The organism is Massilia antarctica (assembly GCF_015689335.1).
GTDB lineage: Bacteria > Pseudomonadota > Gammaproteobacteria > Burkholderiales > Burkholderiaceae_D > Telluria_A > Telluria_A antarctica.
This window is the reverse complement of record NZ_CP065053.1, coordinates 3,337,757-3,362,868: the sequence shown is the minus strand read 5'-3', so window position 1 is coordinate 3,362,868 and position 25,112 is coordinate 3,337,757. Positions and strand designations below refer to the sequence as shown.

Genomic DNA, 25,112 nt, shown 5'->3' with positions numbered 1-25,112 from the left:
GGGTTTTGCCGCGGCCGGTCCGGGCGGAGCGGCCGCGTGGAACGAAGCTAGCGGATCAGTCGAGTTTCCAGGCGTAGTCGACCTTGGCCCAGGTCTGGGCCGGGGCGCCATCCTTGGTGCCGGGTTTGAACTTGCAGGCGCTGATCGACTTGATGGCGGCCTTGTCGAGATTCTTGAAGCCGCTGGTTTTTTCCAGCTTTGATTCGATCACCGAGCCGTCCGGGCCGACCAGGAAGGACATCGACACCGTGCCCTGTTCCTCGTTCATCAGCGACGCCTTGGGATACTCGGCCTTGCACTTGGCGGCATCGAAACTGGCCGGTACTTCGCCCGCGGCGGCGGCGCCGCACACCAGCAAGCCGCCGATCACACTCATCCAACGCGTAGAGGTCAACATACAATTTCCCTGACAATAAGTACCACCTCGCGCCTGCATCACGTCGGCGCTAACGCTGCAGCTTGCACTGCACTAGTCCGTCCATCCCGCCCCGCCCTTGCCGGCCGGCCGGGAAATGGATCAGAATTCTTCCCATTCCTCGCTGCCGCTGGTGGCGGCCGCTTTTTTCGGCTTGGCGGGCGCTGCCGCAGCCGGCGCCGGACGTTTCAGGACCGGCTTGGCCACGCGCAGCGGCGCCGGCTTGGCCGGACGCGCCGGTGCTGCCATTGCCATCGAGGAAGGCGCGGCGACATGGGTTTCCTCGCCTTCGATCAGCTTGAAGATGCTGACCACGTGCGCCAGCTCGCTGGCCTGGTCCTGCAGGCTCTGCGCGGCGGCGGCGGCCTGTTCGACCAGGGCCGCGTTCTGCTGGGTCATGCTGTCCATCTCGATGATCGACATATTCACTTGCTCGATGCCGGCGCTCTGTTCCTGGCTGGCGTTGGCGATTTCGCCCATGATGTCGGTGACCCGCTTGACGCTGGCGACGACTTCATCCATCGTCACGCCGGCCTGGCCGACCAGCTTGCTGCCGCGCTCGACCTTCTCGACCGAATCGCCGATCAGGTTCTTGATTTCTTTCGCCGCCGCCGCCGAACGCTGCGCCAGGTTGCGCACTTCCGAGGCGACCACCGCGAAACCGCGGCCCTGTTCGCCGGCACGGGCCGCTTCCACCGCCGCGTTCAGCGCCAGGATATTGGTCTGGAAAGCGATGCCATCGATCACGCCGATGATGTCGACAATCTTGTTGGCCGAGGCGTTGATCGAGCCCATGGTGTCGACCACTTGCGACACCACTTCGCCACCCTTGCGGGCCACGTCCGAGGCGCTGGCGGCGAGCTGATTGGCTTCGCGGGCATTGTCGGCATTCTGTTTCACGGTCGAGGTCAATTCTTCCATCGCCGAGGCGGTCTTTTCGAGGGCGCTGGCTTGCATTTCGGTACGCGAGGACAGGTCGATATTGCCGGCCGCGATTTCACGCGAGGCGGTGCCGATGGTTTCGGTGCCGCCGCGCACCTGGCCGACGATATCTTTCAGGCTGTTGCGCATTTCGCGCACTTCCATCAGCAGGCTGCCCTTGTCGGCGCCGCTGGTATCGATGTGGACCGACAGGTCGCCGTGGGCGATGCTGCTGGCGATCCTGGCGGTGTAGTCCGGCTCGCCGCCGAGCTGCTTGAGCAGGCCGCGGGTGATGAAGACGGCCGCGATGCCGCCTAGCAGGATGGCGACGCCGCCCAGGATCAGCATGGTCATGCGGGCATTTTCGAAGCCGCGTTCGGCGTCTTTTTGTGCTGCGCTATTGAGTTTGTCTTCCAGGGCGGCCAGTTGTTCCAGCGCTTCCATCCATTTTTTCTGAACCGGACGGATTTCCTTGATCATCACGCGGGTCGCGTCTTCGGCCTTGTTGGCCAGCCACAGGTCGGACGCCTTGGCCAGGGCCGGCATGGCCAGCGCTTCGTGTTCCTTGATCTGGGCCAGCAAGCTCTTTTCCTCGGCCGAGGCGCCGGCGGCGAACTTCTCGCTCAGCTTTTTCTCGGCGTCGCCGTAGCGGCCGGTTTGCTCCTTGATGCGCTTCATTTCCGGTTCCATGTCGGCCGGATCGGTCATCAGGGTCAGGATGCGCAGCGACACGATGCGCTCGCTGACATTGGTACGCATATCGATCACGAGACGGGTCACCACATTGTTGACGCCGACCACGTTATCCAGGCGCGCCTGGATTTGCGCCATGCTAATGATGCCGACGATGGTGACCGCGACCAGAAACGACAGGACCAGGACAAATCCCAGGCCTAAACGGGTGCCGACCTTCATGTTGGATAAATTCATTTCGCGTCTTTTCTATGGAACTATTGATCGAATTAGCTAGGGTAACGACGGGTACTGTAGGCTCTGGATGCGACCGGCTCGATGCTGTCTTTGAAGAAACGCCTGGCGATCTGCGTTCCATTTAGGATAAATCAAAACAGTGACTGCGCATGCAAAAAAGTTGATTCGAGAACGAATTGTTTCAACAGAACAACAGAGACGAATCAGCTTGCGCCGATTGCAAAACAGGCAAAAGATAGGGGGATTATAGAGGTGTTTTTTGCTATAAGGCAAGTAAAAATGCGTTTGTGCAATTAAAATATAGTTTCTTTAATGGAACTATACGGCGCGCAGAGGAGGTCGCGCACGCCCGGTCAAGCCCAGGCATGCGGAGGGAAAGCGGTGAGGAGAACAGGGGCGATGCTGGCGGACGGGAAGGACACAGGGCTGCCTGCGGCGCCAGACCTTGCGCTGCCCGACCTTGCGATGCCCGACCTTGGGGCGCCCCGATGCTACGGCGCCCGACGCTACGGCGCCCGACGTTACGACGCGCGACGCATCCCGGCGGCCGCTTCGAGCAGCAGGTGCGGATCGGCCGCGGCCAGCCGTTTCGGGTCCGACATCACCTGGCGGAAACTGCGCGCACCGCCCAGCCCGGCCATCAGCCCCAGCATGTGACGGGTGATGCTGTTCAATTTCAAGCCGCGCGCCGCATGCAGCTCCAGCTGCGCCTGAATATACGGGATCATCGCGGCCAGCACTTCCTCGCGCGACTTGACCGGCGCCGCGTCGCCATAGAAGCGCGCATCGTACTCGGCCATGACATAGGGATTATGGTAAGCCTCGCGCCCCATCATCACGCCGTCGACGTGCGCCAGGTGCAGCGCGATCTCGTCGGACGTCTTGATGCCGCCGTTGATGATGATTTCCAGGTCCGGGAACTCGCGCTTGAGCTGGTAGGCCACCTCGTACTTGAGCGGTGGAATCTCGCGGTTTTCCTTGGGCGACAGCCCCTTCAAAATGGCATTGCGCGCATGCACGATGAAGGTATTGCAGCCGGCATCGGCGATGGTGCCGACGAAATCGCGCACGAAGCCGTACTCCTCGTTGCGGTCGATGCCGATGCGGTGCTTGACGGTGACGTCGATGGTGACGGCGTCGCGCATGGCTTTCACGCAATCGGCCACCAGTTGCGGTTCGGCCATCAGGCAAGCGCCAAACGCGCCCTTCTGCACCCGCTCCGACGGGCAGCCGCAGTTCAGGTTGATTTCATCGTAACCCCATTGCTGGCCCAGCCTGGCGCTGGTGGCCAGGTCGGCCGGATCGCTGCCGCCCAGCTGCAGGGCGACCGGATGCTCTTCTTCATTGAAGCGCAGATGGCGCTCGACGTCGCCGTACACCAGCGCGCCGGTGGTCACCATCTCGGTGTAGAGCCAGGTATGGCGGGTGATCTGGCGGTGGAACTTGCGGCAGTGACGGTCGGTCCAGTCCATCATCGGGGCAATAGAGAGCGTCCTGCCCCGGTAATTCGTTGATTTCAAGTGATTTTACCTATGATGTCCGCCGTGCTGCGCAGTAGCTGCGGAAATGTAAATGGTGTCGCTGACGACAGTGGGGCGGCAGGGGCGCGCCCGCGCGGGCACGCACCGGGAAAGACGAATCATATCAAACATGACCGCAGCTGATCCGGATTGTTGCGCCCGGACCATCGCCCTTCCCGCCCCAGTCCACGATGATCCCGCGAAAAAATATACATGAGCGGTCGAAACCATCGAGCGCCGTTGAGGTCTATACACTATATTGCCCATCGCAGCGAATGCGATAAGCAAAGCAAACTCTTCCGGAAACAGGAATGGCGGAGCAAATGACAACCCCAAGCAACGATGAGATCAACGCGAAGCTCGACGCCTCCGAGGCTCGGGTTGATGCGCGCCTGGCGAATTTCGATACCAGCGTGAAAACTGGCTTTGCCGAACTGCGCACTGCCTTTGCCGAACTGCGTGCCGACATGGCCAGGCAAATGGGGCAGACGCACGCGGAGATGGAAAAAATGCGCGCCGATATGGAAAAAACGCGCGCCGACATGGAAAAAATGCGTGCCGATATGCACAAAGGCATGATGGATATTGTTAAGTGGGTAGTCGGCTTTGGCCTCGCCAGCATTGGAGCAATATTTACCGTATCAAAGATGACGGAAAAAACGCAGGCGGAGACTCACATGCAGCCACCGCCCATCGTCATCACCATTCCCCAGGCAGCCGTGGCGCCAGCGGCTCCCGCACCTGCGCCCGCGAAGTAAGCTCCTCTCCGAAGCAAGCTCAACCATACACAAGCTGTTTTTCCCATGCTGGGCGGCATGCCAACACCCCCTTGTCAGGCCGCAGCTGCCAGTTGCGGCGCTGCCCGCCGCGAGGGATACCAGCGCGCGCGCAACTGCATGAACGGGGTCTCCACGCAGCGAAACAGCAGCCAGCCGCCAAAGATGCTGACGGCGAACAGCAGCAGCACGGTCAGCGGCGCGTTGACATCGACCTTCATCTCGCGCAACCGCGGCGCGGCGACCATGAAGATGGGTTTGTGGATCAGGTAAATGGCGTACGACCACAGCGCCAGCTGGGTAGCGCCGGGCACTCTTATCCGCCCCAGAAGCGAGGCCGGACTGAGCGCCGCCATGACCAGCACGGCGTAGCCGATGGCGAGCAGGGAAAAGCCGAGGGTGGTCGAGATCATCGTATCGGGCAACTCCTGCTTCACGCAATATAGTGTGGCGACGACGGCGGCCAGCCCGGCGACCAATAACACATTGCCCTTTGCCAGGATCTTTTCGTACAGGGCGCCATGAAAGTTCTTGAGCAGGGCGATGGCCACACCAGGCAGCAATTCGTCGAAGCGGCACCAGGTGGCGTAGTAGGTTTGCGCCGAAAAGGCATCGTACTCATGCAGCACAAACGCGCTCCCGCGCGCCAGCATGCCGGCGCCGATGGCAGCGCCGATAAGCCACCATCCAATGGCCAGCGGCCGCCTGCAGCGCACGACCGCGAGCACCACCAGCGGCAGCGCCAGATAAAATTGCTCTTCGATACACAATGACCAGGAATGGCTGAACGTTTGCCCATAGGCCAGGCCGATATTCTGCGTGAAGGTCAGGAATTGCCACAGCGGCGCGGTGCTCGAACCGCTGAGCAGGTGCGGCAGCAGGAAATACAGGGCCAGCATGAAGTAATAATTCGGCAAGGTGCGCAGCAGGCGCCTGGCGAAAAACGCCTTCAGGGAAAACGTTTCCTTGCGCGCGATCGCCGACAAAATCTGGTTCCCGATCAGATAACCGCTGAGCACGAAGAACAGGTCCACCCCCGTCCAGCCGACCTTGCCCACCACGCCGAAGGTGTCCTTACCGCTGACAAAACCATCATAATGAGACATCAGGACGAGTGCAATGGCGACGGCGCGCAGGGTATCGAGGCCGCTGGCGCGGATTAAGGCATTGTTCGGGGGCATACCATCATGTGGGTTGAGTTGGAAAAGTACGTGCGCGGCGCAGCGCTTTGCCGGGATGTCAATGATAAGCCAACACGCACCCGTGGCGCAGCAGTTATTCGCGGGCGGCCGGCAGGCCCCGCCCGCGCTCAGCCATGCTCCGCTATGCCGCCTGGCGCAGGGATAAACAGTGGCGCGCTTCCGTTCTGAAGGCCGGGGCGTCCATTTCCGCGCAGGGGTAGTCCGGCAGCCTGTCGATCACACCAGCAAACTGGTTCAGCGCCGCGCTGGCCTGCTCCAGCAAGGCATCGAGATCGCCGTGCGCGCCACCGGCCAGGAAAGCGGCCAGGGTCTGGTCGATCTGTTGCGCAGCCCGCAGCGCCGCCAGGTAGTCGCGCCGCAGCCCCTCCTGTCCGGGGCGCGCGCCGAAATACCCGATCGCCGCCGCTTCACAGTCGGCAAAGCGGGCCGGCGTGCCATCCCAGGCAGTCATGGTCCCGTGCGCCATCCAGGTAGCGATGACGTCGGCCATGCCGTTGAGCCGCTGGACCGCGAAGATAAAATACTGGATGCGCCGAAGCTCATCCGATCCGATGGAAATCATGCTCTTTCTCCTCAAAGGCGACGGCTTAGTGGGGGAACCTGGCGATGCATTCTTGCCACAGCTGCTGAAAGAGCAATAAGTTCTGCTCCATGCAGATGGTTGGATCCCGGACCATTGTGCATACCTCGTCGCGCATGATCTCGAAGGTCTCGCTCGCAGCGGACAGGCAACTCATGCGCGTGGGCAAATTGGTCGGGTAACGCGGGCCGCCGCCGCCGTAGCCGTCGCCGTTTCCGCCATCGCCACCGTAACCATCGCCGTTTCCACCACCGCTGTCGCCGCCACCGTGGCCGCCGCCCGAGGGGGCGCCATCTCCGGGAGTCCAGCCGATGCCTCCATAGGGGGCGCCGCCGCTGTCGCTGTCGCCGCCACTGTCGCCCCCGCCCCCGCCGCCGCCGCGCCCGATGCAAATGGTCCGTTCATCGGGCGCGAGACGGCATTCCCAGCTCTTTTCTTCCCAGCCCACGATGGCCAGCAGTTTTTTATTCAGGGCATCCGGCGCCGACAGCACCGCCGCCGTTCCCGCGCCAGGGGGGACAGCCGCGGACTTGAGCTGCCCTTCCTTGCCGGCGGCGGCAGCCACCGGTTTGTCCAGCGCCGGCGCCGGCGCCGCCGCCATGATCATGCGCTGGCCCGAGGAACTGTCGAGCGAGACCAGGATTCCGGCCCGATACACCGCCCGCTGCACCGTTCCATCGGAAAATTCAATCCGCTCCAGCCGCTTGTCGTCGTCGTAGTCATAGCTGGCGAACCTGCCGTCCGAACGGTAGACATTGGACAGCCGGCCCTCTTTATAGAAGTAATGCGTGCTTTGCTCATCTGTCAGTCTGGCGATGAGTCGCTCACCCTTCATGACCAGGGTTTCCCCGCCCACCACGATCGTGCGCACCGCACCGCCCGCGCGCTGGGCCGTGGATGGCGGCTCGGCCCCCGCGCCATGGGCCAGGCAAGACAGGGCGAACAAGAAGACAGATGATTTAAGCAAACATTTCATGATAGCGCTCCGCACGATGAAAGAACCTCATCTTGGCGCCAGCCCGGCGGCCCGGGTTTAAGCGTTCTCAATCGGGTCAGGCATTCACTAAGTCATTCATTACAAAGAGAAATATGGATAGATGGCAGTGTTTTCCGGCCGCCACGGAAAAAATTTCAAATTATTTCCATACGGCACTTAATGACTTGGGAGAAACGGTCGTCTTGTACTTGGGAGAGCGCAAAGCACTGCGACTCCGAAGCCCCCACCCCCTACACCTGGAGTTTGATCATGCTGAGCCTTCACACCAACAATGCTGCCCTGTCCGCGCAAAATTCGATCAACCGCACCCAAGGCGAGCTGTCGACCTCGATGACCCGCCTGTCGACCGGCTACCGCATCAATTCGTCGATGGACGACGCCGCCGGCCTGCAAATCGCCACCCGCCTGAAAGCCCAGACCAGCGGCATGGCCGTTGCGATGCGCAACACCCAGAACTCGACCTCGATGCTGCAGACCGCTGAAGGCGCGCTCGATGAAGTAAGCAACATGATGGTGCGCATGAAGGATCTGGCCACGCAAGCGGCCGACGCCTCCTCCACCTCGGCCGACAAGACCGCCATGCAGTCGGAATACGATGCCCTGGGTACCGAACTGAATAACGTGCTGACCAACACCTCCTTCGGCGGCGCCAAGCTGCTCGTCGGCGGCACCATCGCCTCGGCCATGACCTTCCAGATCGGTTCGAGCACCAGCGAGAAAATGACGGTCGACCTGTCGGCCAGCATGGGCACCCTGGTCACCGACGTCACCGCGACCACCGCCAACTATGTCACCCCGAACACGGTCGGCACCGAACTGACCGCCGCCGGCACCGCCTCGACCACGATCGACAAGCTGTCGACCGCGATCGCCTCGATCGGCGCCGTGCGTTCAGGTCTGGGCGCTTCGGCCAACCGCCTGGAACACGTCTACAACAACCTGTCGAACATCAGCACCAACAGCAAGGCTGCTACCGGCCGCATCATGGACGTCGACTTCGCCAGCGAAAGCTCGAAAATGACCACCAGCCAGATGCTGCTGCAAGCCGGCACCTCCATGCTGAAACAGAGCAACAGCATGTCCTCGATGGTCATGTCCCTGCTGCAGTAATCCCCAGGGATGCCCGGCCGAGCCGGGTTCCCCACGAAAGCCAGCCGTCCACCCGGCTGGTTTTTTTTCGTCCGCCCGCGCCGCGGCGTGTCCAGACTGATAATACGCAAATATATTTCCATGTAGCACTTAATGCCCGACCCGCAGCCGTCGCCTTGTAGTGACAAGAGCGCGACACAGTGCGGCTCCGAACGGCCCCCACCCCCAACACCCAGGAGTTTGACCATGCTGAGCCTTCACACCAACAACGCTGCCCTGTCCGCGCAAAATTCGATCAACCGCACCCAGGGCGAGCTGTCGACCTCGATGACCCGTTTGTCGACCGGCTATCGCATCAATTCGTCGATGGACGACGCCGCCGGCCTGCAGATCGCCACCCGCCTGAAGGCCCAGACCAGCGGCATGGCCGTAGCGATGCGCAACACCCAGAACTCGACCTCGATGCTGCAGACCGCGGAAGGCGCGCTCGATGAAGTAAGCAACATGATGGTGCGCATGAAGGATCTGGCGACGCAAGCGGCCGATGCCTCTTCCACTGGCGCCGACAAGACCGCCATGCAGTCGGAATACGATGCCCTCGGCACCGAACTGAACAACGTACTGAAAAACACCTCCTTCGGCGGCGCCAAGCTGCTCGTCGGCGGCACCATCGCCTCGGCCATGACCTTCCAGATCGGTTCGAGCACCAGCGAGAAAATGACGGTCAACATGAGCGCCGACATGACCACCCTGGTGGCCGACGTCACCGCCACCACCGCCAACTACGTCGCTCCGAACACGGTCGGCACCGAACTGACCGGCGGCGGCGCCTCGGCCACCATCGACCTGCTCTCGACCGCGATCGCCTCGATCGGCACCGTGCGTTCGGGTCTGGGCGCTTCGGCCAACCGCCTGGAACACGTCTACAACAACCTGTCGAACATCAGCACCAACAGCAAGGCTGCCACCGGCCGCATCATGGACGTCGACTTCGCCAGCGAAAGCTCGAAAATGACCACCAGCCAGATGCTGCTGCAAGCCGGCACCTCCATGCTGAAACAGAGCAACAGCATGTCCTCGATGGTCATGTCGCTGCTGCAGTAATCCCCAGGCAAGCCCGGCCGAGCCGGCTTGTCCACGAAAGCCAGCCGCCCACCGGCTGGTTTTTTTTCGTCCATGCGCGCCGCAATAGTTCCATAACGGTCATACGCCGATTTATTTTCAATATATTTCCATGTGGCACTTAATGATCTCGATCAAAGTGTCGCCTTGTATTGATGAGAGCGCGACACCAGTGCGGCTCCGAGAAGCAACCACCCAACCCCCAGGAGTTTGACCATGCTGAGCCTTCACACCAACAACGCTGCCCTGTCCGCGCAAAATTCGATCAACCGCACCCAGGGCGAGCTGTCGACCTCGATGACCCGCCTGTCGACCGGCTACCGCATCAATTCGTCGATGGACGACGCCGCCGGCCTGCAAATCGCCACCCGCCTGAAAGCCCAGACCAGCGGCATGGCCGTTGCCATGCGCAACACCCAGAACTCGACCTCGATGCTGCAGACCGCTGAAGGCGCGCTCGACGAAGTGAGCAATATGGTGGTGCGCATGAAGGATCTGGCCACCCAGGCGTCCGATGCCTCCTCGACCACGGCCGACAAGACCGCCATGCAGTCCGAGTACGATGCGCTCGGCAAGGAATTGAGCAACGTGATGACCAACACCACCTTCGGCGGCGCCAAGCTGCTGATCGGCGGCACCATCGCTTCCTCGATGACCTTCCAGATCGGTTCAAGCACCAGCGAAAAAATGACGGTCAACCTGGCCACCGACGTGACCGCCATGAACACCGCCATCGGCGCCACCAGCGGCACCTACACCGTGCCGGGCACCCCGGGCACCGAACTGACCGCCAGCGCCAACGCCACCATCGACCTGCTCTCGACCGCGCTGGCCTCGATCGGCACCGTGCGCTCATCCCTGGGCGCCTCGGCCAACCGCCTGGAACACGTCTACAACAACCTGTCGAACATCAGCACCAACAGCAAGGCCGCCACCGGCCGCATCATGGACGTCGACTTCGCCAGCGAAAGCTCGAAAATGACCACCAGCCAGATGCTGCTGCAAGCCGGCACCGCCATGCTCAAGCAGAGCAACAGCATGTCCTCGATGGTCATGTCCCTGCTGCAGTAATCGGCCATCGTTCATGCGCACCAAGCCCGGCTGCCTCAGCCGGGTGTCGTTCCAGCCAGCCCTCATCCGGCTGGCTTTTTTTATGCACGAAAAATAGTTCGATTAATTTCCATGCGGCACTTAACGCGCCCGCCGAAACGGTCGTCTTGTACTTGTAAGAGCGCAGCACACCGCGGCTCCGACAACCCCCACCCCGCATACCTGGAGTTTGATCATGCTGAGCCTTCACACCAACAATGCTGCCCTGTCCGCACAAAACTCGATCAACCGCACCCAGGGCGAGCTGTCGACCTCGATGACCCGCCTGTCGACCGGCTACCGCATCAATTCATCGATGGACGATGCCGCCGGCCTGCAAATCGCCACCCGCCTGAAAGCCCAGACCAGCGGCATGGCCGTCGCGATGCGCAACACCCAGAACTCGACCTCGATGCTGCAGACCGCGGAAGGCGCGCTCGATGAAGTAAGCAATATGATGGTGCGGATGAAAGATCTGGCCACGCAAGCGGCCGATGCCTCCTCCACCTCGGCCGACAAGACCGCGATGCAGTCGGAATACGATGCCCTGGGTACCGAACTGAATAACGTGCTGACCAACACCTCCTTCGGCGGCGCCAAGCTGCTCGTCGGCGGCACCATCGCCTCGGCCATGACGTTCCAGATCGGTTCGAGCACCAGCGAGAAAATGACGGTCGACATGTCGGCCGCCATGACCACCCTGGGCACCGACGTCGGCGCCACCACCGCCAACTACGCCGCCCCGAACACGGTCGGCACCGAACTGACCGGCGTGGGCACCGCCTCGACCACGATCGACAAGCTCTCGACCGCGATCGCCTCGATCGGCAACGTGCGCTCGTCGCTGGGCGCCTCGGCCAACCGCCTGGAACACGTCTACAACAACCTGTCGAACATCAGCACCAACAGCAAGGCCGCCACCGGCCGCATCATGGACGTCGACTTCGCCAACGAAAGCTCGAAAATGACCACCAGCCAGATGCTGCTGCAAGCCGGTACCGCCATGCTGAAACAGAGCAACAGCATGTCCTCGATGGTCATGTCCTTGCTGCAATAACCGGCACGGCCGCCGGCGCTTCAGCCGGGAACGACCGAGCCAGCCGGCAACCGGGCTGGCTCTTTTTTTATCCTGACCATGCGTGAACGCCATGTCTACGATCTCTTCGCTACCGCTGGGCGCGCCGTTGATTGCACCGCTGGCGCCGGTGTCCTTGCTGCCGGCGCCAGCGACGGCGCGGGTGGCGGGCATGGGCATGGGCGTGCCGCTGCCCGCGTCCGAGCCGCTGCCCGCGCCGGGGGCGGGCGCCGGCCTGCCGGGCAACCTGAACGAAAGCGCCTCGATGCGCACCGACCAGGTCTTCATGGCGCGCCAGCTGGCCTGGCCGGTGCTCGACGGCGCCAGCCTTGCCAACGCCTGGCGCACCATGGTGCGGGCCTACGGCGCCCAGTTGGCGACGCTGCAGGAGCAGGGACGCGCCCAATTTATGCCGGGCAAGCTCTTGATGTCGGGCGTGCAGCACGCCTTGCAGACACCCCCCACGGGGCAGCAAACCATGATGTGGCATCCGGAAGCGTGGCGTTTCGTGCTGCCGGGGGCGGGTGGCCAGCAACTGGCGCTGCGCCTGCTGACCGGCCTGCCCGATCCCCCGCCCAGCCGGCGCAAGCGCGCCAAGGCGGCCTTGCGGCTCGACGTGGTGCTGGCCGACGGCAGCCACGCCACGGTGCAGCTGGAACTGGTCGATGGCGTCTTGATGGAGCTGGCGGCCGAGCATCCGCGCGCGCTGGCGCAGTTGCGCCAGGCGCTGCCGGGGCTCAAGATCGCCGTCGAGCAGGCCGGGCTGCGGCTGGCGCGGGTCAGCGTCCGGCAGGGATTATGGCCGGGCAAGCCGCTGGAACAGTATTCGGCCCAGGTCAGCGCCGTCCTGCCGCCGTCCCTGTTCCGGGCGATGGCGGAAGTGGCGCTGCTGCTGGCTGGCCCGAGCAGGCCCGATGCGACCACGACGGTGCGCTTCACCCAGAGGCCGTTGCCGGGGGACAGGGCTTACGGCGAACCATGAGCCGTCGCCCCGCGCTATGATCCGTCGCCCCCGCCTGCGCGGGGGCGACGGCGGGGGAAACTTGGGGCCTGACCCCGGTTGGGATATTTATCCGACCGTCCCGACAATGCTCACATCGCGGTTTTCGGGGATTTCGTTGTAAGAAAGCACATGCAATCCCGGGGCGAACAGGCGCGCATAACGCGCCAGCAAGGGCCTGATCTGCGGCAGCACCAGCAGCAGCGGCGCACTTTGCTGCTGCTTCATCTGCTCGCGCGCCACCGGCATGTTCAGCTGCAGCTGCGACAACAGTTGCGGATCGATCGGGAAATTGTCGAGCGCGACCTTCCCGCCCTGGCGCGCCTGGTTCAGGGAACCCAGCAGCATATTCTCCAGCTCGGCCGACAGATTGAACGCCGGCATTTCCTTCTTCTTCCCGAACAGCGCCGTGACGATCTGGCGCCGCAGCGCGCAGCGTACCTCGGCCGCCAGCAGGATCGGATCCTTGGTCGTTTCCGAGCTGTCGAGCAAGGTGGTGCCGATCACCACGATATCCTTGAGCGACACATTTTCCGCCAGCAGCACGCGGAACACCCGCAGCAGCTGGGTATGCGTCAATGCCTTGTCCAGCGCCGACGACAGTTTCGGCGACAGCGCCGCCAGCCGCTCCAGGATCGCCGGCACGTCTTCATGGCGGAACAGATCCGGCAGATAATCGCGCACCACCTTCGAGCAGTGCGTGGCGATCGCGCTCGGTACCTCGACCACCTGGTAGCCCAGCCCCAGCGCATGGGCCTTGTCGGCCGGCGCGATCCACGTGATGGCCATGCCGTACGCCGGTTCGACCCCGGGTATGCCGTCGAGATGGCCGTACACCGAGGGCGAGGGAATCGCCATCAGGCAGTCCGGCACCACTTCGGCTTCCGCCACCACGGTGCCGCTGAGCATGATCGCGTACTGGGTCGGGCGCAAGGACAAGTCGTCGCGCACATTGATCGGCGGCAGCAGCAGCCCCATCGCTTCCGACAGGCTCTGGCGCACGCCCTTGATGCGCTTGGTGAGCGGCTCGCCCTGGGCGGCGTCGACCAGCCCGACCAGCTTGTAGCCCACCGCCACTGTCAAGGGCTGCACGGCCGGCAACTGGTGCCATTCGAGGTCGGGCGCGCGCTCGTCGCGCAGGGCCGCTTCGATTGCTGCTACCCCCGCCATGTCGGGCGCCTTGACCATGCGCGCCAGGCGCCAGCCGACATAGCCGAGCACGATGGCGAAGATGCCGAACATTAGCCACGGCATGCCCGGCACCATGGCCAGCACCAGCATCATGCCCGAGGCGCTGTACAGCACCGCCGGCGAGGCCAGCAATTGCCCGCCGACCTGCTGCTCGAAGTCGCCCGCGTCGCTGATCCGGGTCACCAGAATCGCTGCGGCGGCCGACAGCAGCAGCGCCGGGATCTGCGCCACCAGGCCGTCGCCGATGGTCAGCAGCGCGTACTGGCGGAAGGCGTCGCCGAAAGACAGCTTGTGCATCAGCGAACCGATGGCCACCCCGCCCACCATGTTGATGATGAGAATCAGGATACTGGCGACGGCATCGCCGCGCACGAACTTCGAGGCCCCGTCCATGGCGCCGTAGAAGTCGGCTTCGGCGGCCACGTCGCGCCGCCGCACCTGGGCTTTTTCCTGGTTGATCAGGCCGGCGTTGAGGTCGGCGTCGATGGCCATCTGCTTGCCCGGCAGCGCGTCCAGGGTAAACCGCGCGGACACTTCCGAAATCCGTTCGGCGCCCTTGGTCACCACCGCGAAGTTAATGATCATCAAAATCACGAACACCACGAAGCCAACCACGAAATTGCCGCCGATAACCACGTTGGCGAAGGCTTCGATCACTTTACCGGCTGCGTCCGTGCCCTGGTGGCCGTGCAGCAGCACCACCCGGGTCGAGGCCACGTTCAGGGTCAGGCGCAGCATGGTGGTGCCGAGAATGACGCTCGGGAAGACCGAGAAGTCGAGCGGCCGCTTGGCCGAAACCGACACCAGGATGACGATCATGGCCAGCACGATGTTGAAGGTAAACAGCACATCGAGCAGCACCGGCGGCAGCGGCAGGATGATCATCGACAGGATCACCAGCAGGAATACCGGAGTGGCAAATTTATGCCGCTTCAATTCGACCAGCAGGCTGTTCAGGAAACTCATGTGGCGGGAACCTCACTCAGATGAGATGGCACGACCACCTCGTTGGGAAAACGTGGCGGCGCGGTGCGCCGGCCGGCACGAAACGCGTTCAATTGCAGCACATAGTTGAGCACCTGCGAGACGGCCTGGTACAGCTGGGCCGGGATTTGCTGCTGGACCTGGCTGGTATTGTAGATCGCGCGCGCCAGCGGCGGCAGTTCGAGCGTTTCGATATTATGCTGGCGCGCAATCTGGCGGATGTACAAGGCCATTTCATCGACCCCCTTGGCCACCACGAAGGGCGCTTCGGCGCGGCTGGCCTCGTACTTGAGGGCCACCGCGTAGTGTTCCGGGTTGACGATCACCACGTCCGCCGTGGGCACGGTCTTGTTGACGCTGCGGCGCGCCATCTGCTGCTGCAACTGGCGGATGCGCTGGCGCACTTCGGGCTTGCCTTCGCTGCTCTTGTGCTCTTCCTTCTGGTCGTGCTTGCTCATGCGCTGGTTGCGCGCGAACAGAAACGCTTGCATCGGCACATCGAGCACGGCGAACATGACGAACACCATGCACATGGCCATCAGGGCGTCGAGCATCAGGCCGGCGCCGGTCGGCAGGGCCACGCTGAGCGGCATCTTTTGCAGCTCGACAAAGGCATTCATGCCCGAGCGGCTCACGTGCACCAGCACCGACCCCAGCACGATGGCCTTGCCCACCGAGGTGGCCACCCCGATGCCATGCTTGGCCGTAAACAGGTTGCCCAGGTTCTTCATCGGCGACAGGCGCTCCATTTTCGGTTCCCAGTGCGCGGTGCTGATCACCCAGCCGCCCGGAACGAGGGAGGAGAGCACCACCGCGAACGGCACCCCCAGCAGCGGCAGCACCATGCTGATCAACAGCCACATGGCGCTGCTGAAGATGGTCGACATGGCGTTTTCCATGGCCCCGTCGGCACCCAGCGGAATGAAGACTAGGTCGAACAGGCTGCGAAACGAGGCCAGGTAGGTCGGCAGCAGCATGGCGAACAGTTTCAGGCTGATCAGGATGCCGATGGCGGTGCCCAGGTCGCGCGAACGCACCACCTGGCCTTCCTGGCGGGCCTTGCGCAGCTTTTGCTGCGAGGCCTTTTCGGTCTTGTCGCCACCGCTCGCGTCGTCAGCCATGGGCCGCCTTCATCTGTTGGTCGATTAGTTCGAGCACCTGGTTGCTCATTGCAATGTAGTGTTCGGGAATGAAACGCACGATCTGGATCAGCATCATCAGGCCGAACAGGGTGGTCAGGGAAAAGCCCAGCGAAAACAGATTCAGGGACGGCGCCACCCGGTTCAGGAGGCCGAAGCCGAGCTGCACCACCAGGGTCGAAAACACGATCGGCAGCGCCAGCAGCATGGCGGCGGCGAAAATCCAAGCCGCCCTGAGCGCCACGGTATGCAGCAGCACCGCCCCGTAAGCGCCGCCCACCGGCCAGGCCTTGAAGCTGGTCGCCAGCACCCCGGTCAGCACCAGATGGCCGTCGATGGCGAAAAACACGATGATGGCCAGCAGGGACAGCATTCCCGACACCACGTCCGAGGCGGTGCCGTTGACCGGGTCGTTCATCTGCGCCATCGAAAAGCCGATCTGGCTCGATACCAGGTAGCCGAGCACGTTCACCACCGACATGGAAAAATGCATGGCCAGCCCCAGCACGCCGCCGATCACGGCTTGCTCCAGGGTGGTGGCGATGCCGAGCACGGAAAACGGGTCGAGCACCGCATTGCCCGGGGAAAAAGGCAGCATCAGGAAGGATAGCACCAGCGCCAGCAGCACGCGCACCGGCAGCGGCACCAGGATGTCGCCCACCACCGGCGCGGCCGAGAGCAGCGCCAGGATGCGGATGAACGGCCACCACAGGGCGTTCAGCAGCGGCAGCAGGTAGCCGGCCAGCTCCATGCGCTAGCCGACCAGGGCGGCGGCGCGCTGGAAGACGGAGACGCAGTAATCCATCAGGTAGCCCGTCATCCAGTGCCCGGCCACGATCACCGCCAGCAGGGTCACCAGCAAGCGCGGCAGGAAGCTCAGGGTTTGTTCGTTGATCTGGGTAGCGGCCTGCACCAGCGCCACCAGCAGCCCCGTGATCAAGCCCGGCACCACCAGCACCAGCACCATCAGCATGACGATCTGCAGGGCGCCGACCATCAGGTCCACGGCCACGTCGGGGGTCATCGCGTTTCTCCTTCCATCACAAGGCGTCCCTCAGAACGGCCGGATGCTGCCGACCAGGGTGTTCACGGTCAGGGTCCAGCCATCGACCAGCACGAACAGCAGCAGCTTGAACGGCAGGGAAATGACCAGCGGCGAGAGCATCATCATGCCCATCGCCATCAGCACCGAGGACACCACCAGGTCGATGATCAAAAAGGGAATGAACAGCATGGCGCCGATCTGGAACGCGGTTTTCAGTTCGCTCAGCACAAACGCGGCCAGCTTGACGGTGAAGGCGCGCTTCTGCGGCTCCAGCGCGGCCGGCTCGCCCGCCAGGTGCGCGACCTGGGCCAGGGCGGCCTTGCTGGTCTGGGCCAGCATGAAGCGCGAGAGCGGCACTTCGGCCACTTTCAGGGCATCCTGCATGCCGATCTTGTCCTGGTCGTAGGGCACGAAGGCGTCGCGCCAGATCTGGTCGCCGATGGGACGCATCACCAGCAGGGTGAGGATCAGGGCCACGCCGGTGATGATGCGGTTCGGCAAACCCTGCTGCAGGCCGAGCGCTTGGCGCAGCAAGGAGAGCACGATCACGAAGCGGGTGAAGCAGGTCATCATCATGACCATGATGGGCAAGAGCCCAAGCAGGGTCATCAGGACCAGCACCTGCGACTTGACAGTCAGGTCGGTCTTGGCGCCCGGGATCACCCCGGCCAGCAAGTCCTGGGCGGCGGCCGGGGTGCAGCACAGCAGGCCGGCCGCCAGCAAGGCGAGCACCGTCACTGCCGCGCCACTGCCCCGTGCGCCCACTCTCATGCGGTGAGCAGGTCCAGGTCCAGGCCGTCGAGGTCGATGACCTTGAGCCCGTACTGTTCGCCGGCCACCACCACTTCGGCGCGCCCGATCGGGGTACCGTTGACCTTGATGACGAGCGGCTCGCCCGCCAGCACGTCGAGCGCGATCACGCTGGCCGGCCCGATCGCCATCAATTCCTGCAGCGAGATGCGGGCCGAGCCCACTTCCAGGGTCAGGGTGACCGGAATCTTGCGCATCATCTGCGGCAAGTCGCGCTGGGGCCGTTTCTCAAGCGGACGCGCGCCCTCCAGACCGGACGGCACGCCCATCTGGGGTTCATCGATGATCAATTCTTCGTCGATTTCGCCATCCTGGTCCGGCGCCTGAAGTTCGTTCTCGTTGATTTTCATTAGTCGCTATCTTCAAAAGAGGTTAAGCAGAGCGTCCCGTTATGTTCCGTGACCGCCGCCGTAAACAAGCGCGATTCGGCCAGCAAGACATCGGCCCGGCCCACCGTCACGGGAATGATGTCGCCCAACTTGAGCGCAAACAGCGCTTCGAGCGTGATTTCCTTGCTCACCAGCCGCCCTTCCAGGGTCACTTGCAAGGCCGTGCCGAGCGCCACCGTGGCGCGCGCCGGCGCGTGCTCGCGCGCACGCTCGGGCGCCAGCCCGAGCAGCACGCGCGCCACCATGTCCTGGTCCAGCGCCAGCCACAGCTGGCCGCATTCTCCACTCTGGGCCTGGCGCAGGGTAATGCCGAGTGTCCAGCCATCGGCGCTGGGCGGCGCCGGCGGCACCGTGCCCGGCACCAGTTCGGTGGAAGCCAGGTTGGGTTCATTATGCGCCCGCGCAAGGTTTGCATCCACCCGCTTGGAGAGCACCGAGGCAAATTGTTGACCTAACACAATTGCGAGGCGTTCTTCCGTGGCCGTCACCCTGACCGTGGTCGGATCGACCGGGGGTGCGGGGGCCGCGCCGCGCCGTCCGTAGCGCTGGTTGAGCACGCTGAGCAGCAGGGAGCGTTCGAGCGCGAAGGCGATGCCGCCGGCGCCGCCGCTAAAACCGAGCCAGCGCCCGCTCTGGCTGGAGTCGGGCGGACCCACGAAACCGCTCGCCTGGAGCTGGAAGCCATCCCAGTAGCGGCGCAGGGCTGGCTGGCGCAAGGCAGCGGCCAGGTCCTCGGCAAACTGGGCCGCGAACTGGGGCAGCAAATGGACGGGCCGGCCCAGCAGCCGGGGGTCGAGCACCTGCGGTGTTGCCGGCAAGTTTGTCTTATTTGTCATGGTCATAAGTAACTCGGCAAGTGCGTGGCAAAGTGGGCAACTCTTTGTTTTGTTTGAGGAAAACAGTATATCAGAGCATTTTTATCTGGTGGATTTAATTTCCATGTGGCATTATAATTGCCGTAAGGTAAGATATTGCTTGATGCAGTACGGCAAATAATCGGGAGACAGGCTCGAGTTCCGACACTCGCGCCCATTACCAACAGTAAGCGATATCGTTAGGCATTTCGACACCTTTGCTTCTACCCCAAGAGGTTTGGCGAAATTTGTTGGATTTACCCGACTCAGCAATAAATTATTTTGCCGTCGAGCATGTTTTCGTTTGGAATCGCGGTACGGAACGCGCACACTTGTCGCTTCACCGTTCAGGCCGGCTACGACAGAAAATTCGTCGTAACTGTTTGATTATGAACAAAAAATTATGCAGGGATGACAACATGGAAGTCGGAATTACAACATCGAATTCACTCGCCGCACAGCTCCAGTCGGAGATGAAAGTGCTGGCCAACGATGCGGGCCAATTGGCCGCGCACGCCAACGTCGGGCCAGCCGGCGGCGAGCCGCTTCCTGCCGGGTTTTCCTTTACCCAGAGCATGAAAAACGCGCTCGACAGCGTGAACCAGCAAGATGCCCAGGCTGGCCAGAAAATGAATGATGTCGACAGCGGCAAGAGCGACGACCTGGTCGGCGCCATGCTGGCCAGCCAGGAAGCCAGCCTGTCCTTCTCGATGCTGATGCAGGTGCGTAACAAGGTCATGGGCGCCATGGACGAGCTGATCAAGCTCCCCGTCTGAACCTCTGTTTGCCACGTTACCTTAACTGCGGGAAAAAACCAGCGTGATTGCCTCTCTCAAATCCAACTTCGCCGGGCGCATGGGCGCCATGCCTTCGCTGCCGCCAGCGTTGCGCAACAACCTGACCCCGATGCTGGTGCTGGCGATCGCCATCACGGCCGCGGTGATGATGTACTTGTGGAACGACCAGGCCGGCTACAAGCCGGTCTTCGGCGCCAACGAGCGGGTCGCCTCGGGCGACATGATGGCCGTGCTCGACGCCGACAAGGTGGCTTACCGCCTGCATCCGGAAACCGGCCAATTGCTGGTGCCCGCTTCGCAATTGGGCAAGGTGCGCATGCTGCTGGCCGCCAAGGGCGTCACCGCCCAGCTGCCGGCCGGCCTGGAATTGATGGACAAGAACGATCCGCTGGGCGTCTCCCAGTTCGTGCAGGACGTGCGCTTCCGGCGCGGCCTCGAAGGCGAGCTGTCGCAGAGCATCCTTTCGCTCGACGCGATCGCCTCGGCCAGAGTGCACCTGTCGATCGCCCGCTCGACTTCGTTCGTGGCCAGCGACGGTGAAAAATCGTCGGCCTCGGTGGTGGTGGCCGTGAAACCGGGCCGCACCCTGGCCCCGGAACAGATCGCCGCCATCATCAACATGGTTTCCGGCAGCGTCGCCAGCCTGTCGCCGCAGCGGGTCAGCCTGATCGACCAGGCCGGCAACTACCTGTCGTCGCGGGTCGACCTGAGCGACGGCTTCGACGGCGCCGCCCAGGGCGCGGACGCCAACGCCAAGAAATACCAGGACCAGGTGCGCGGCAATGTGAACGAATTGCTCGGCCCGGTGCTGGGCGCCAATAACTTCAAGCTCAGCGTCACCGCCGACATCGACAACGACAAGATCGAGGAAACCACCGAGAAATACGGCGACGCCCCGAAAGTGACCAGCGAAGCGGTGCGCGAAGAGCAGGAAAAGAACCGCATGGCGATCGGCGTGCCGGGCACCCTGTCGAACCGTCCGCCGGCCGTGGCCGATCCGCAGGCCGCCGGCGCCGGCACCGATCCGAAAGCCGACGATGGCAGCACGCGCAAGAATGCCAGCACGCGCCAGTTCGCCTACGACCGCAACATCACCCAGATCAAGCGCAGCCGCGGCCGTTTGAAGAAGCTCAGCGTGGCGGTGGTGCTGAACAATCACGTGGCTGCCGCCAAGACCGGCTGGACCGCCGCCGAACTGGCGAATATCGAAAAAACCCTGAGCAGCGGCCTGGGCATCAACACCGAACGCGGCGACGTGCTGACCGTGTCCGCCATGAGCTTCCCGGTCCAGCCCGTCGCCGCCCCATGGTGGCAGGAACGGGACAATGTGGTCGACATGAGCAGCTGGGCGGCGTGGGCGGTGGGCATCCTGCTCGGCTTCCTGCTGATCATCCGTCCGCTGCTGCGCCTGTTGACCGTGCGCCTGGCGCCGGCTGCCACCGCCGACGCTCAACTGCTCGGTGGCCCGGCCGGTGCCGCCAGCGCCGTGGCCGGCCCAGCCTTGCGTGCCGGCGACATGCGCGCAGGCGATGCCCGTGCCATCGAGCTGGCGGGCGGCGCCCCGGCCCTGGGCGCACCGCTGCCGATGGTGCCTTTGCTGGAAAACTACGATCTTCCCCCTGCCGGATCGGCAGTCGATGTGATGGTCGATCACTTGAAAGTTCTCGCTGCCAAGGAACCGGAGCGGGTCGCCGAAGTCGTCAAACAATGGATGCAGAAAAATGGCCGAACTGGACAATAACGTGGACGCCGAAGAGGCGCCTGGACTGACCCCTGTCGAACAGGCCGCCATCGTCCTGTTGAGCATTGGCGAAGAGCCGGCCGCGGCCGTCCTGCGCTGCCTCGACCGCGAGGAATTGCTGGAAGTGACGCAAGTGATGTCGCGCATGAGCGGCATCAAGGTCGATTCCGTGCGCGTGGCGATGCAAACCTTTTTCGACGATTACCGCCAGCAGTCGGGTGTGCATGGCGCTTCGCGCAGCTACCTGAAGCGCTCGCTCGACCTGGCGCTCGGCAGCGACATCGCCAATAGCGTGCTCAACAACATCTATGGCGATGCGATCCGCCCGATGATGGCGCGCCTGCAGTGGGCCTCGCCGAAATGGCTGGCCGATTACGTCGCCAACGAGCACGTGCAGATGCAAGCGGTATTCCTGGCCTTCCTGCCGCCCGCGCTGGCCGGCCAGATCCTCGACGCCCTGCCGCTCGAAGGGCGCGACCTGGTGCTGCTGAACCTGGCCCGGCTCGATGAAATCGACCGCGACCTCTTGACCGAACTGGAAGAGCTGGTGACCCGCTGCCTGGGCGCCCTCGATACCCAGAGCGCCAGCGTGGAAGGGATCCGCCAGGTTGCCGAGATCCTCAACCGGCTGCCGGGCAACCGCGCCGGCATGGTCGAACTGCTGCGCGCCCACGATCCGGACGTGGTGTCCGAAATCGAAATGAGCATGTATGACTTTTTCATCCTGTCGCGCCAGACCGAGGCCACGATCACCCGCATTCTCGACGACGTGCCGCTGGAACAGTGGGCGATCGCCCTCAAGGGCGCCGAACCGGCGATCCGCGATGCGATCCTCACCACCATGCCGCGCCGCCAGGCCCAGAACTTCGACGACCTGCTGCGCCGCGCAGGTCCGGTGCCACTGTCGCGCATCGAACAGACGCGCAAGGACATCATGGCCACCGTCAAGCAACTGGCCGACAACGGCGAGATCGAAGTCCAACTGTTCGCCGAGGCTGTCATAGAATGAAACAATTTCGCCCCTATCATTTCCCGCCGCTGTCGCAGCTCGATTCGCTCGGTGCCGCCCATTCCGCCGAGGCCGCGGGCCAGTGGCAGAACGCGGTCGAAGAAGGCTACCAGCAGGGGCAGCGCGAGGGCTACGAGAGCGGCCAGGCGCGCGGCAGCGCCGAAGGCTATGCCGCCGGACTGGCCGAGGGCCAGAGCGCCGGCCGCCGCCAGGCCATGCAGCAGGTGCAGGACCGCTTCGAAGAGCTGGCCGGCCCGCTCGACGGCATGTTCGCCCAGCTCGGCCAGATGGTCGAGGAATTCCGTTCGGCCCAGCGCAAGGAAGTCGTCGACCTGGTCGGCAAGGTGGCGCGCCAGGTGATCCGCGCCGAACTGGCGTTGCAGCCGGTCCAGTTGCTCGCGCTGGTGGACGAAGCCTTGGCCGCCATGCCGCCCACCCGCGACGGCATCGAAGTGTGCCTCAATCCGGAAGAACTCAAGCGCATCACCGAACTCGATCCGGTGCGCGCCGCCAAATGGAGCTTGCTGCCCGACCCATCCCTGCAAGCGGGCGAATGCCGCGTGCGCGCCGGCGACAATGAAGTCGACGCCGGTTGCCAGGGCCGCCTGGCGGCCTGCATGACGCAAGTGAGCGCCCAGTTGCTGGCGGTCCCTGAACGGGTGGCCGAGGAGATGGACGCATGAGTAAGCTGGCCGATTCCCTGCGCACCGTCGAACTCGACGACGTGCCGGTCGCGATCCCGACCGGGCGCCTGGTCGGCGCCTCGGGCTTGCTGCTGGAATCGGCCGGCTGCCGCCTGCACACGGGCCAGCGCTGCCGCATCGAAACGGTGGACGGCGATTGGCTCGATGCCCAGGTGGTCGGTTTCCGCGAGCGCCTGTCGTTCCTGATGCCGTTCAAGCAAGCCATCGGCCTGACCACGGGCGCCCGCGTGCTGCCCAGCCCGACCGCCGCCACCCTGCAGATCGGCCCCTCGTGGCTGGGGCGCATGGTCAATGGCCTGGGCGAGCCGATCGACGGCCTGGGCCGCCTGGGCGGCGAGCATCGCCTGGACATGACGCCGCCGAAAATCAATCCGCTGAAAAAACAACCGGTGGTCGAGCCGCTCGACGTGGGCGTGCGCGCCATCAATTCCATGCTGACCATCGGCAAGGGCCAACGGGTCGGCCTGATGGCCGGCAGCGGGGTCGGCAAGTCCGTCCTGCTGGGCCTGATCACCCGCCAGACCGTGGCCGACGTGGTCGTGGTCGGCCTGATCGGCGAGCGCTCGCGCGAAGTGCGCGAATTCGTCGACATGTCGCTCGGCCCCGAGGGCTTGAAGAAAGCCGTGCTGGTGATCGCCCCGGCCGACGAATCGCCGCTGATGCGCATCCGCGCAACCGAACTGTGCCACGCAATCGCCGCCCATTACCGCGACCAGGGCTTGAACGTGCTGCTGCTGGTCGATTCCCTCACCCGCTACGCCATGGCGCTGCGCGAAGTGGCGCTGGCGCTGGGCGAGCCGCCAGCCACGCGCGGCTATCCGCCGTCGGTGTTCTCGGCCCTGCCGCAGCTGGTCGAAAGCGCCGGCAACGGCGAGCACGAACACGGCAGCATGAGCGCCATCTACACCGTCCTGGCCGAAGGCGACGACCAGCAGGATCCGGTGGTCGACACGGCCCGTGCAATTCTCGACGGCCACATCGTGCTGACCCGCGAACTGGCCGAACGCGGCCATTACCCGGCCATCGACGTGGCCGCCTCCATCAGCCGCTGCATGGCCCAGGTGGTGCCGGCCCAGCACGCGCTGGCGGCGCGCAAGCTGAAAGCCGCGCTGGCCCGCCACGCCCGCGTGCGCGACCTGATTCCCCTGGGCGCCTACGTGCCGGGCGCCGATCCGGTGACCGACCACGCGGTGCGCCTGGAACCGCATATCGACGCCTACCTGTGCCAGGGAACGCGCGAAGCGGCGCCCTTGCCCGAATGCATTTCCCAACTTGAAGCGATGATGTCATGACCATCAAGAACACGATCGACAGCCTGGACACCCTGGTGCGCCTGCGCAGCACCAAGGTCGACCGCCTGCAAGCCGATATGGCTGCCCAGCAAGCGACCAGGGCGCGCTACCAGGCCAACCTGGCGCGCCTGGACGGCCTGACCAGCGGCAGCGGCGCCAGCGGCGCCCTGCCGCTGGCGCTGGCCCTGAACTGCGGCCAGTACAAGCTGGCCGTGATCGCCCTGGCCGACAACCATCGCACCGACCTGAGCCTGCATGAAGCGACCATGGCCGTGTCGCAGCGCGCCCTGAACGATGCCTGGAGCGAGCGCCAGCTGCTCGGCCAGGTGCTGGAACAGAAAAAAGGCGTGGCGGCGCTGGCCCAGAACCGGGTCGAACGCAAGCGCGAAGACGAGCTGGCCACGCAATCGTGGCTGGCCGGCCGCAAGTAATTTCATCTTA

At 63.7% G+C, this 25,112-nt stretch carries 25 protein-coding genes; 12 read left to right on the top strand and 13 right to left on the bottom strand.

Going from position 1 to position 25,112, the window contains the following annotated elements:
* Positions 1 to 55: 55 nt before the first annotated feature.
* The 3 genes from IV454_RS15150 to dusA form a co-directional block, all read right to left on the bottom strand.
* On the bottom strand, positions 56 to 397 hold the full coding sequence (locus IV454_RS15150; protein WP_206092104.1) for an energy transducer TonB: 342 nt from the start codon (positions 395 to 397) through the stop codon (positions 56 to 58).
* Positions 398 to 517: 120 nt separating this feature from the next.
* On the bottom strand, positions 518 to 2,266 hold the full coding sequence (locus IV454_RS15145; RefSeq protein WP_229522257.1) for a methyl-accepting chemotaxis protein: 1,749 nt from the start codon (positions 2,264 to 2,266) through the stop codon (positions 518 to 520).
* 521 nt (positions 2,267 to 2,787) lie between these two features.
* A complete protein-coding gene (dusA, locus tag IV454_RS15140) occupies positions 2,788 to 3,786 on the bottom strand; it encodes a tRNA dihydrouridine(20/20a) synthase DusA (RefSeq protein WP_282961420.1) in 999 nt (332 codons plus the stop codon).
* A gap of 311 nt (positions 3,787 to 4,097) precedes the next feature.
* On the opposite strand from dusA, the gene IV454_RS15135 reads away from it, so the two are divergent.
* A complete protein-coding gene (locus IV454_RS15135; protein ID WP_229522255.1) occupies positions 4,098 to 4,544 on the top strand; it encodes a hypothetical protein in 447 nt (148 codons plus the stop codon).
* Positions 4,545 to 4,618: 74 nt separating this feature from the next.
* On the opposite strand, the gene IV454_RS15130 is transcribed toward IV454_RS15135, so the two are convergent.
* From IV454_RS15130 to IV454_RS15120, 3 genes are all read right to left on the bottom strand, one after another.
* Positions 4,619 to 5,743: an acyltransferase family protein gene (locus IV454_RS15130; RefSeq protein WP_206092103.1), complete on the bottom strand. Its 1,125-nt coding sequence runs from the start codon at positions 5,741 to 5,743 to the stop codon at positions 4,619 to 4,621.
* 142 nt (positions 5,744 to 5,885) lie between these two features.
* Complete coding sequence (locus IV454_RS15125; protein ID WP_206092102.1) at positions 5,886 to 6,326, bottom strand: hypothetical protein; 441 nt, start codon at positions 6,324 to 6,326, stop codon at positions 5,886 to 5,888.
* Positions 6,327 to 6,351: 25 nt separating this feature from the next.
* Complete coding sequence (locus tag IV454_RS15120; protein ID WP_206092101.1) at positions 6,352 to 7,320, bottom strand: hypothetical protein; 969 nt, start codon at positions 7,318 to 7,320, stop codon at positions 6,352 to 6,354.
* A 270-nt stretch (positions 7,321 to 7,590) separates the two neighbouring features.
* On the opposite strand from IV454_RS15120, the gene IV454_RS15115 reads away from it, so the two are divergent.
* The 5 genes from IV454_RS15115 to fliK all read left to right on the top strand — a co-directional run bounded on the left by IV454_RS15115 (position 7,591) and on the right by fliK (position 12,698).
* On the top strand, positions 7,591 to 8,451 hold the full coding sequence (locus IV454_RS15115) for a flagellin N-terminal helical domain-containing protein (RefSeq protein ID WP_054266671.1): 861 nt from the start codon (positions 7,591 to 7,593) through the stop codon (positions 8,449 to 8,451).
* Between the two features lie 225 nt (positions 8,452 to 8,676).
* A complete protein-coding gene (locus IV454_RS15110) occupies positions 8,677 to 9,534 on the top strand; it encodes a flagellin N-terminal helical domain-containing protein (RefSeq protein ID WP_054266670.1) in 858 nt (285 codons plus the stop codon).
* 234 nt (positions 9,535 to 9,768) lie between these two features.
* Positions 9,769 to 10,623, top strand: coding sequence for a flagellin N-terminal helical domain-containing protein (locus tag IV454_RS15105; protein ID WP_054266669.1), 855 nt, complete (start codon positions 9,769 to 9,771; stop codon positions 10,621 to 10,623).
* A gap of 214 nt (positions 10,624 to 10,837) precedes the next feature.
* Entirely contained in the window at positions 10,838 to 11,698 is an 861-nt protein-coding gene (locus tag IV454_RS15100; RefSeq protein ID WP_206092100.1) for a flagellin N-terminal helical domain-containing protein, read from the top strand.
* 91 nt (positions 11,699 to 11,789) lie between these two features.
* A complete protein-coding gene (gene fliK, locus IV454_RS15095) occupies positions 11,790 to 12,698 on the top strand; it encodes a flagellar hook-length control protein FliK (protein ID WP_206092099.1) in 909 nt (302 codons plus the stop codon).
* Between the two features lie 87 nt (positions 12,699 to 12,785).
* On the opposite strand, the gene IV454_RS15090 is transcribed toward fliK, so the two are convergent.
* The 7 genes from IV454_RS15090 to IV454_RS15060 form a co-directional block, all read right to left on the bottom strand.
* A complete protein-coding gene (locus IV454_RS15090; protein WP_054266666.1) occupies positions 12,786 to 14,873 on the bottom strand; it encodes a flagellar biosynthesis protein FlhA in 2,088 nt (695 codons plus the stop codon).
* Positions 14,870 to 16,012 (bottom strand): EscU/YscU/HrcU family type III secretion system export apparatus switch protein, encoded by a 1,143-nt coding sequence (locus IV454_RS15085; RefSeq protein ID WP_206092098.1) that lies wholly within the window; start codon positions 16,010 to 16,012, stop codon positions 14,870 to 14,872. Before IV454_RS15085 ends, IV454_RS15090 begins: the two co-directional genes overlap by 4 nt.
* Complete coding sequence (gene fliR / locus IV454_RS15080; protein ID WP_206092097.1) at positions 16,005 to 16,781, bottom strand: flagellar biosynthetic protein FliR; 777 nt, start codon at positions 16,779 to 16,781, stop codon at positions 16,005 to 16,007. The genes IV454_RS15085 and fliR overlap by 8 nt, the downstream gene beginning before the upstream one ends.
* Positions 16,782 to 16,784: 3 nt before the next feature.
* Positions 16,785 to 17,054, bottom strand: coding sequence for a flagellar biosynthetic protein FliQ (locus IV454_RS15075; RefSeq protein ID WP_054266663.1), 270 nt, complete (start codon positions 17,052 to 17,054; stop codon positions 16,785 to 16,787).
* 30 nt (positions 17,055 to 17,084) lie between these two features.
* Positions 17,085 to 17,846, bottom strand: a complete 762-nt coding sequence (gene fliP, locus IV454_RS15070; RefSeq protein WP_206092096.1) for a flagellar type III secretion system pore protein FliP — start codon at positions 17,844 to 17,846, stop codon at positions 17,085 to 17,087.
* Positions 17,843 to 18,154, bottom strand: a complete 312-nt coding sequence (locus IV454_RS15065) for a FliM/FliN family flagellar motor switch protein (RefSeq protein WP_181002800.1) — start codon at positions 18,152 to 18,154, stop codon at positions 17,843 to 17,845. Before IV454_RS15065 ends, fliP begins: the two co-directional genes overlap by 4 nt.
* A gap of 80 nt (positions 18,155 to 18,234) precedes the next feature.
* On the bottom strand, positions 18,235 to 19,110 hold the full coding sequence (locus IV454_RS15060) for a hypothetical protein (protein WP_206092094.1): 876 nt from the start codon (positions 19,108 to 19,110) through the stop codon (positions 18,235 to 18,237).
* A 437-nt stretch (positions 19,111 to 19,547) separates the two neighbouring features.
* On the opposite strand from IV454_RS15060, the gene fliE reads away from it, so the two are divergent.
* Genes fliE through IV454_RS15030 form a run of 6 tightly spaced genes read left to right on the top strand, consistent with a single transcriptional unit; the run spans position 19,548 to position 25,102 of the window.
* Entirely contained in the window at positions 19,548 to 19,904 is a 357-nt protein-coding gene (fliE, locus tag IV454_RS15055; RefSeq protein WP_054266659.1) for a flagellar hook-basal body complex protein FliE, read from the top strand.
* Between the two features lie 43 nt (positions 19,905 to 19,947).
* Positions 19,948 to 21,666 (top strand): flagellar basal-body MS-ring/collar protein FliF, encoded by a 1,719-nt coding sequence (gene fliF / locus IV454_RS15050; protein ID WP_370663782.1) that lies wholly within the window; start codon positions 19,948 to 19,950, stop codon positions 21,664 to 21,666.
* The gene (locus tag IV454_RS15045) at positions 21,647 to 22,675 is read left to right on the top strand and encodes a flagellar motor switch protein FliG (protein ID WP_099874634.1); all 1,029 of its coding nucleotides are present in this window, start codon (positions 21,647 to 21,649) and stop codon (positions 22,673 to 22,675) included. The genes fliF and IV454_RS15045 overlap by 20 nt, the downstream gene beginning before the upstream one ends.
* Positions 22,672 to 23,358 (top strand): flagellar assembly protein FliH, encoded by a 687-nt coding sequence (gene fliH, locus IV454_RS15040; RefSeq protein WP_206092093.1) that lies wholly within the window; start codon positions 22,672 to 22,674, stop codon positions 23,356 to 23,358. The genes IV454_RS15045 and fliH overlap by 4 nt, the downstream gene beginning before the upstream one ends.
* Entirely contained in the window at positions 23,355 to 24,671 is a 1,317-nt protein-coding gene (gene fliI / locus IV454_RS15035) for a flagellar protein export ATPase FliI (RefSeq protein ID WP_054266655.1), read from the top strand. The genes fliH and fliI overlap by 4 nt, the downstream gene beginning before the upstream one ends.
* On the top strand, positions 24,668 to 25,102 hold the full coding sequence (locus IV454_RS15030) for a flagellar FliJ family protein (RefSeq protein WP_206092092.1): 435 nt from the start codon (positions 24,668 to 24,670) through the stop codon (positions 25,100 to 25,102). Before fliI ends, IV454_RS15030 begins: the two co-directional genes overlap by 4 nt.
* Positions 25,103 to 25,112: the final 10 nt, after the last annotated feature.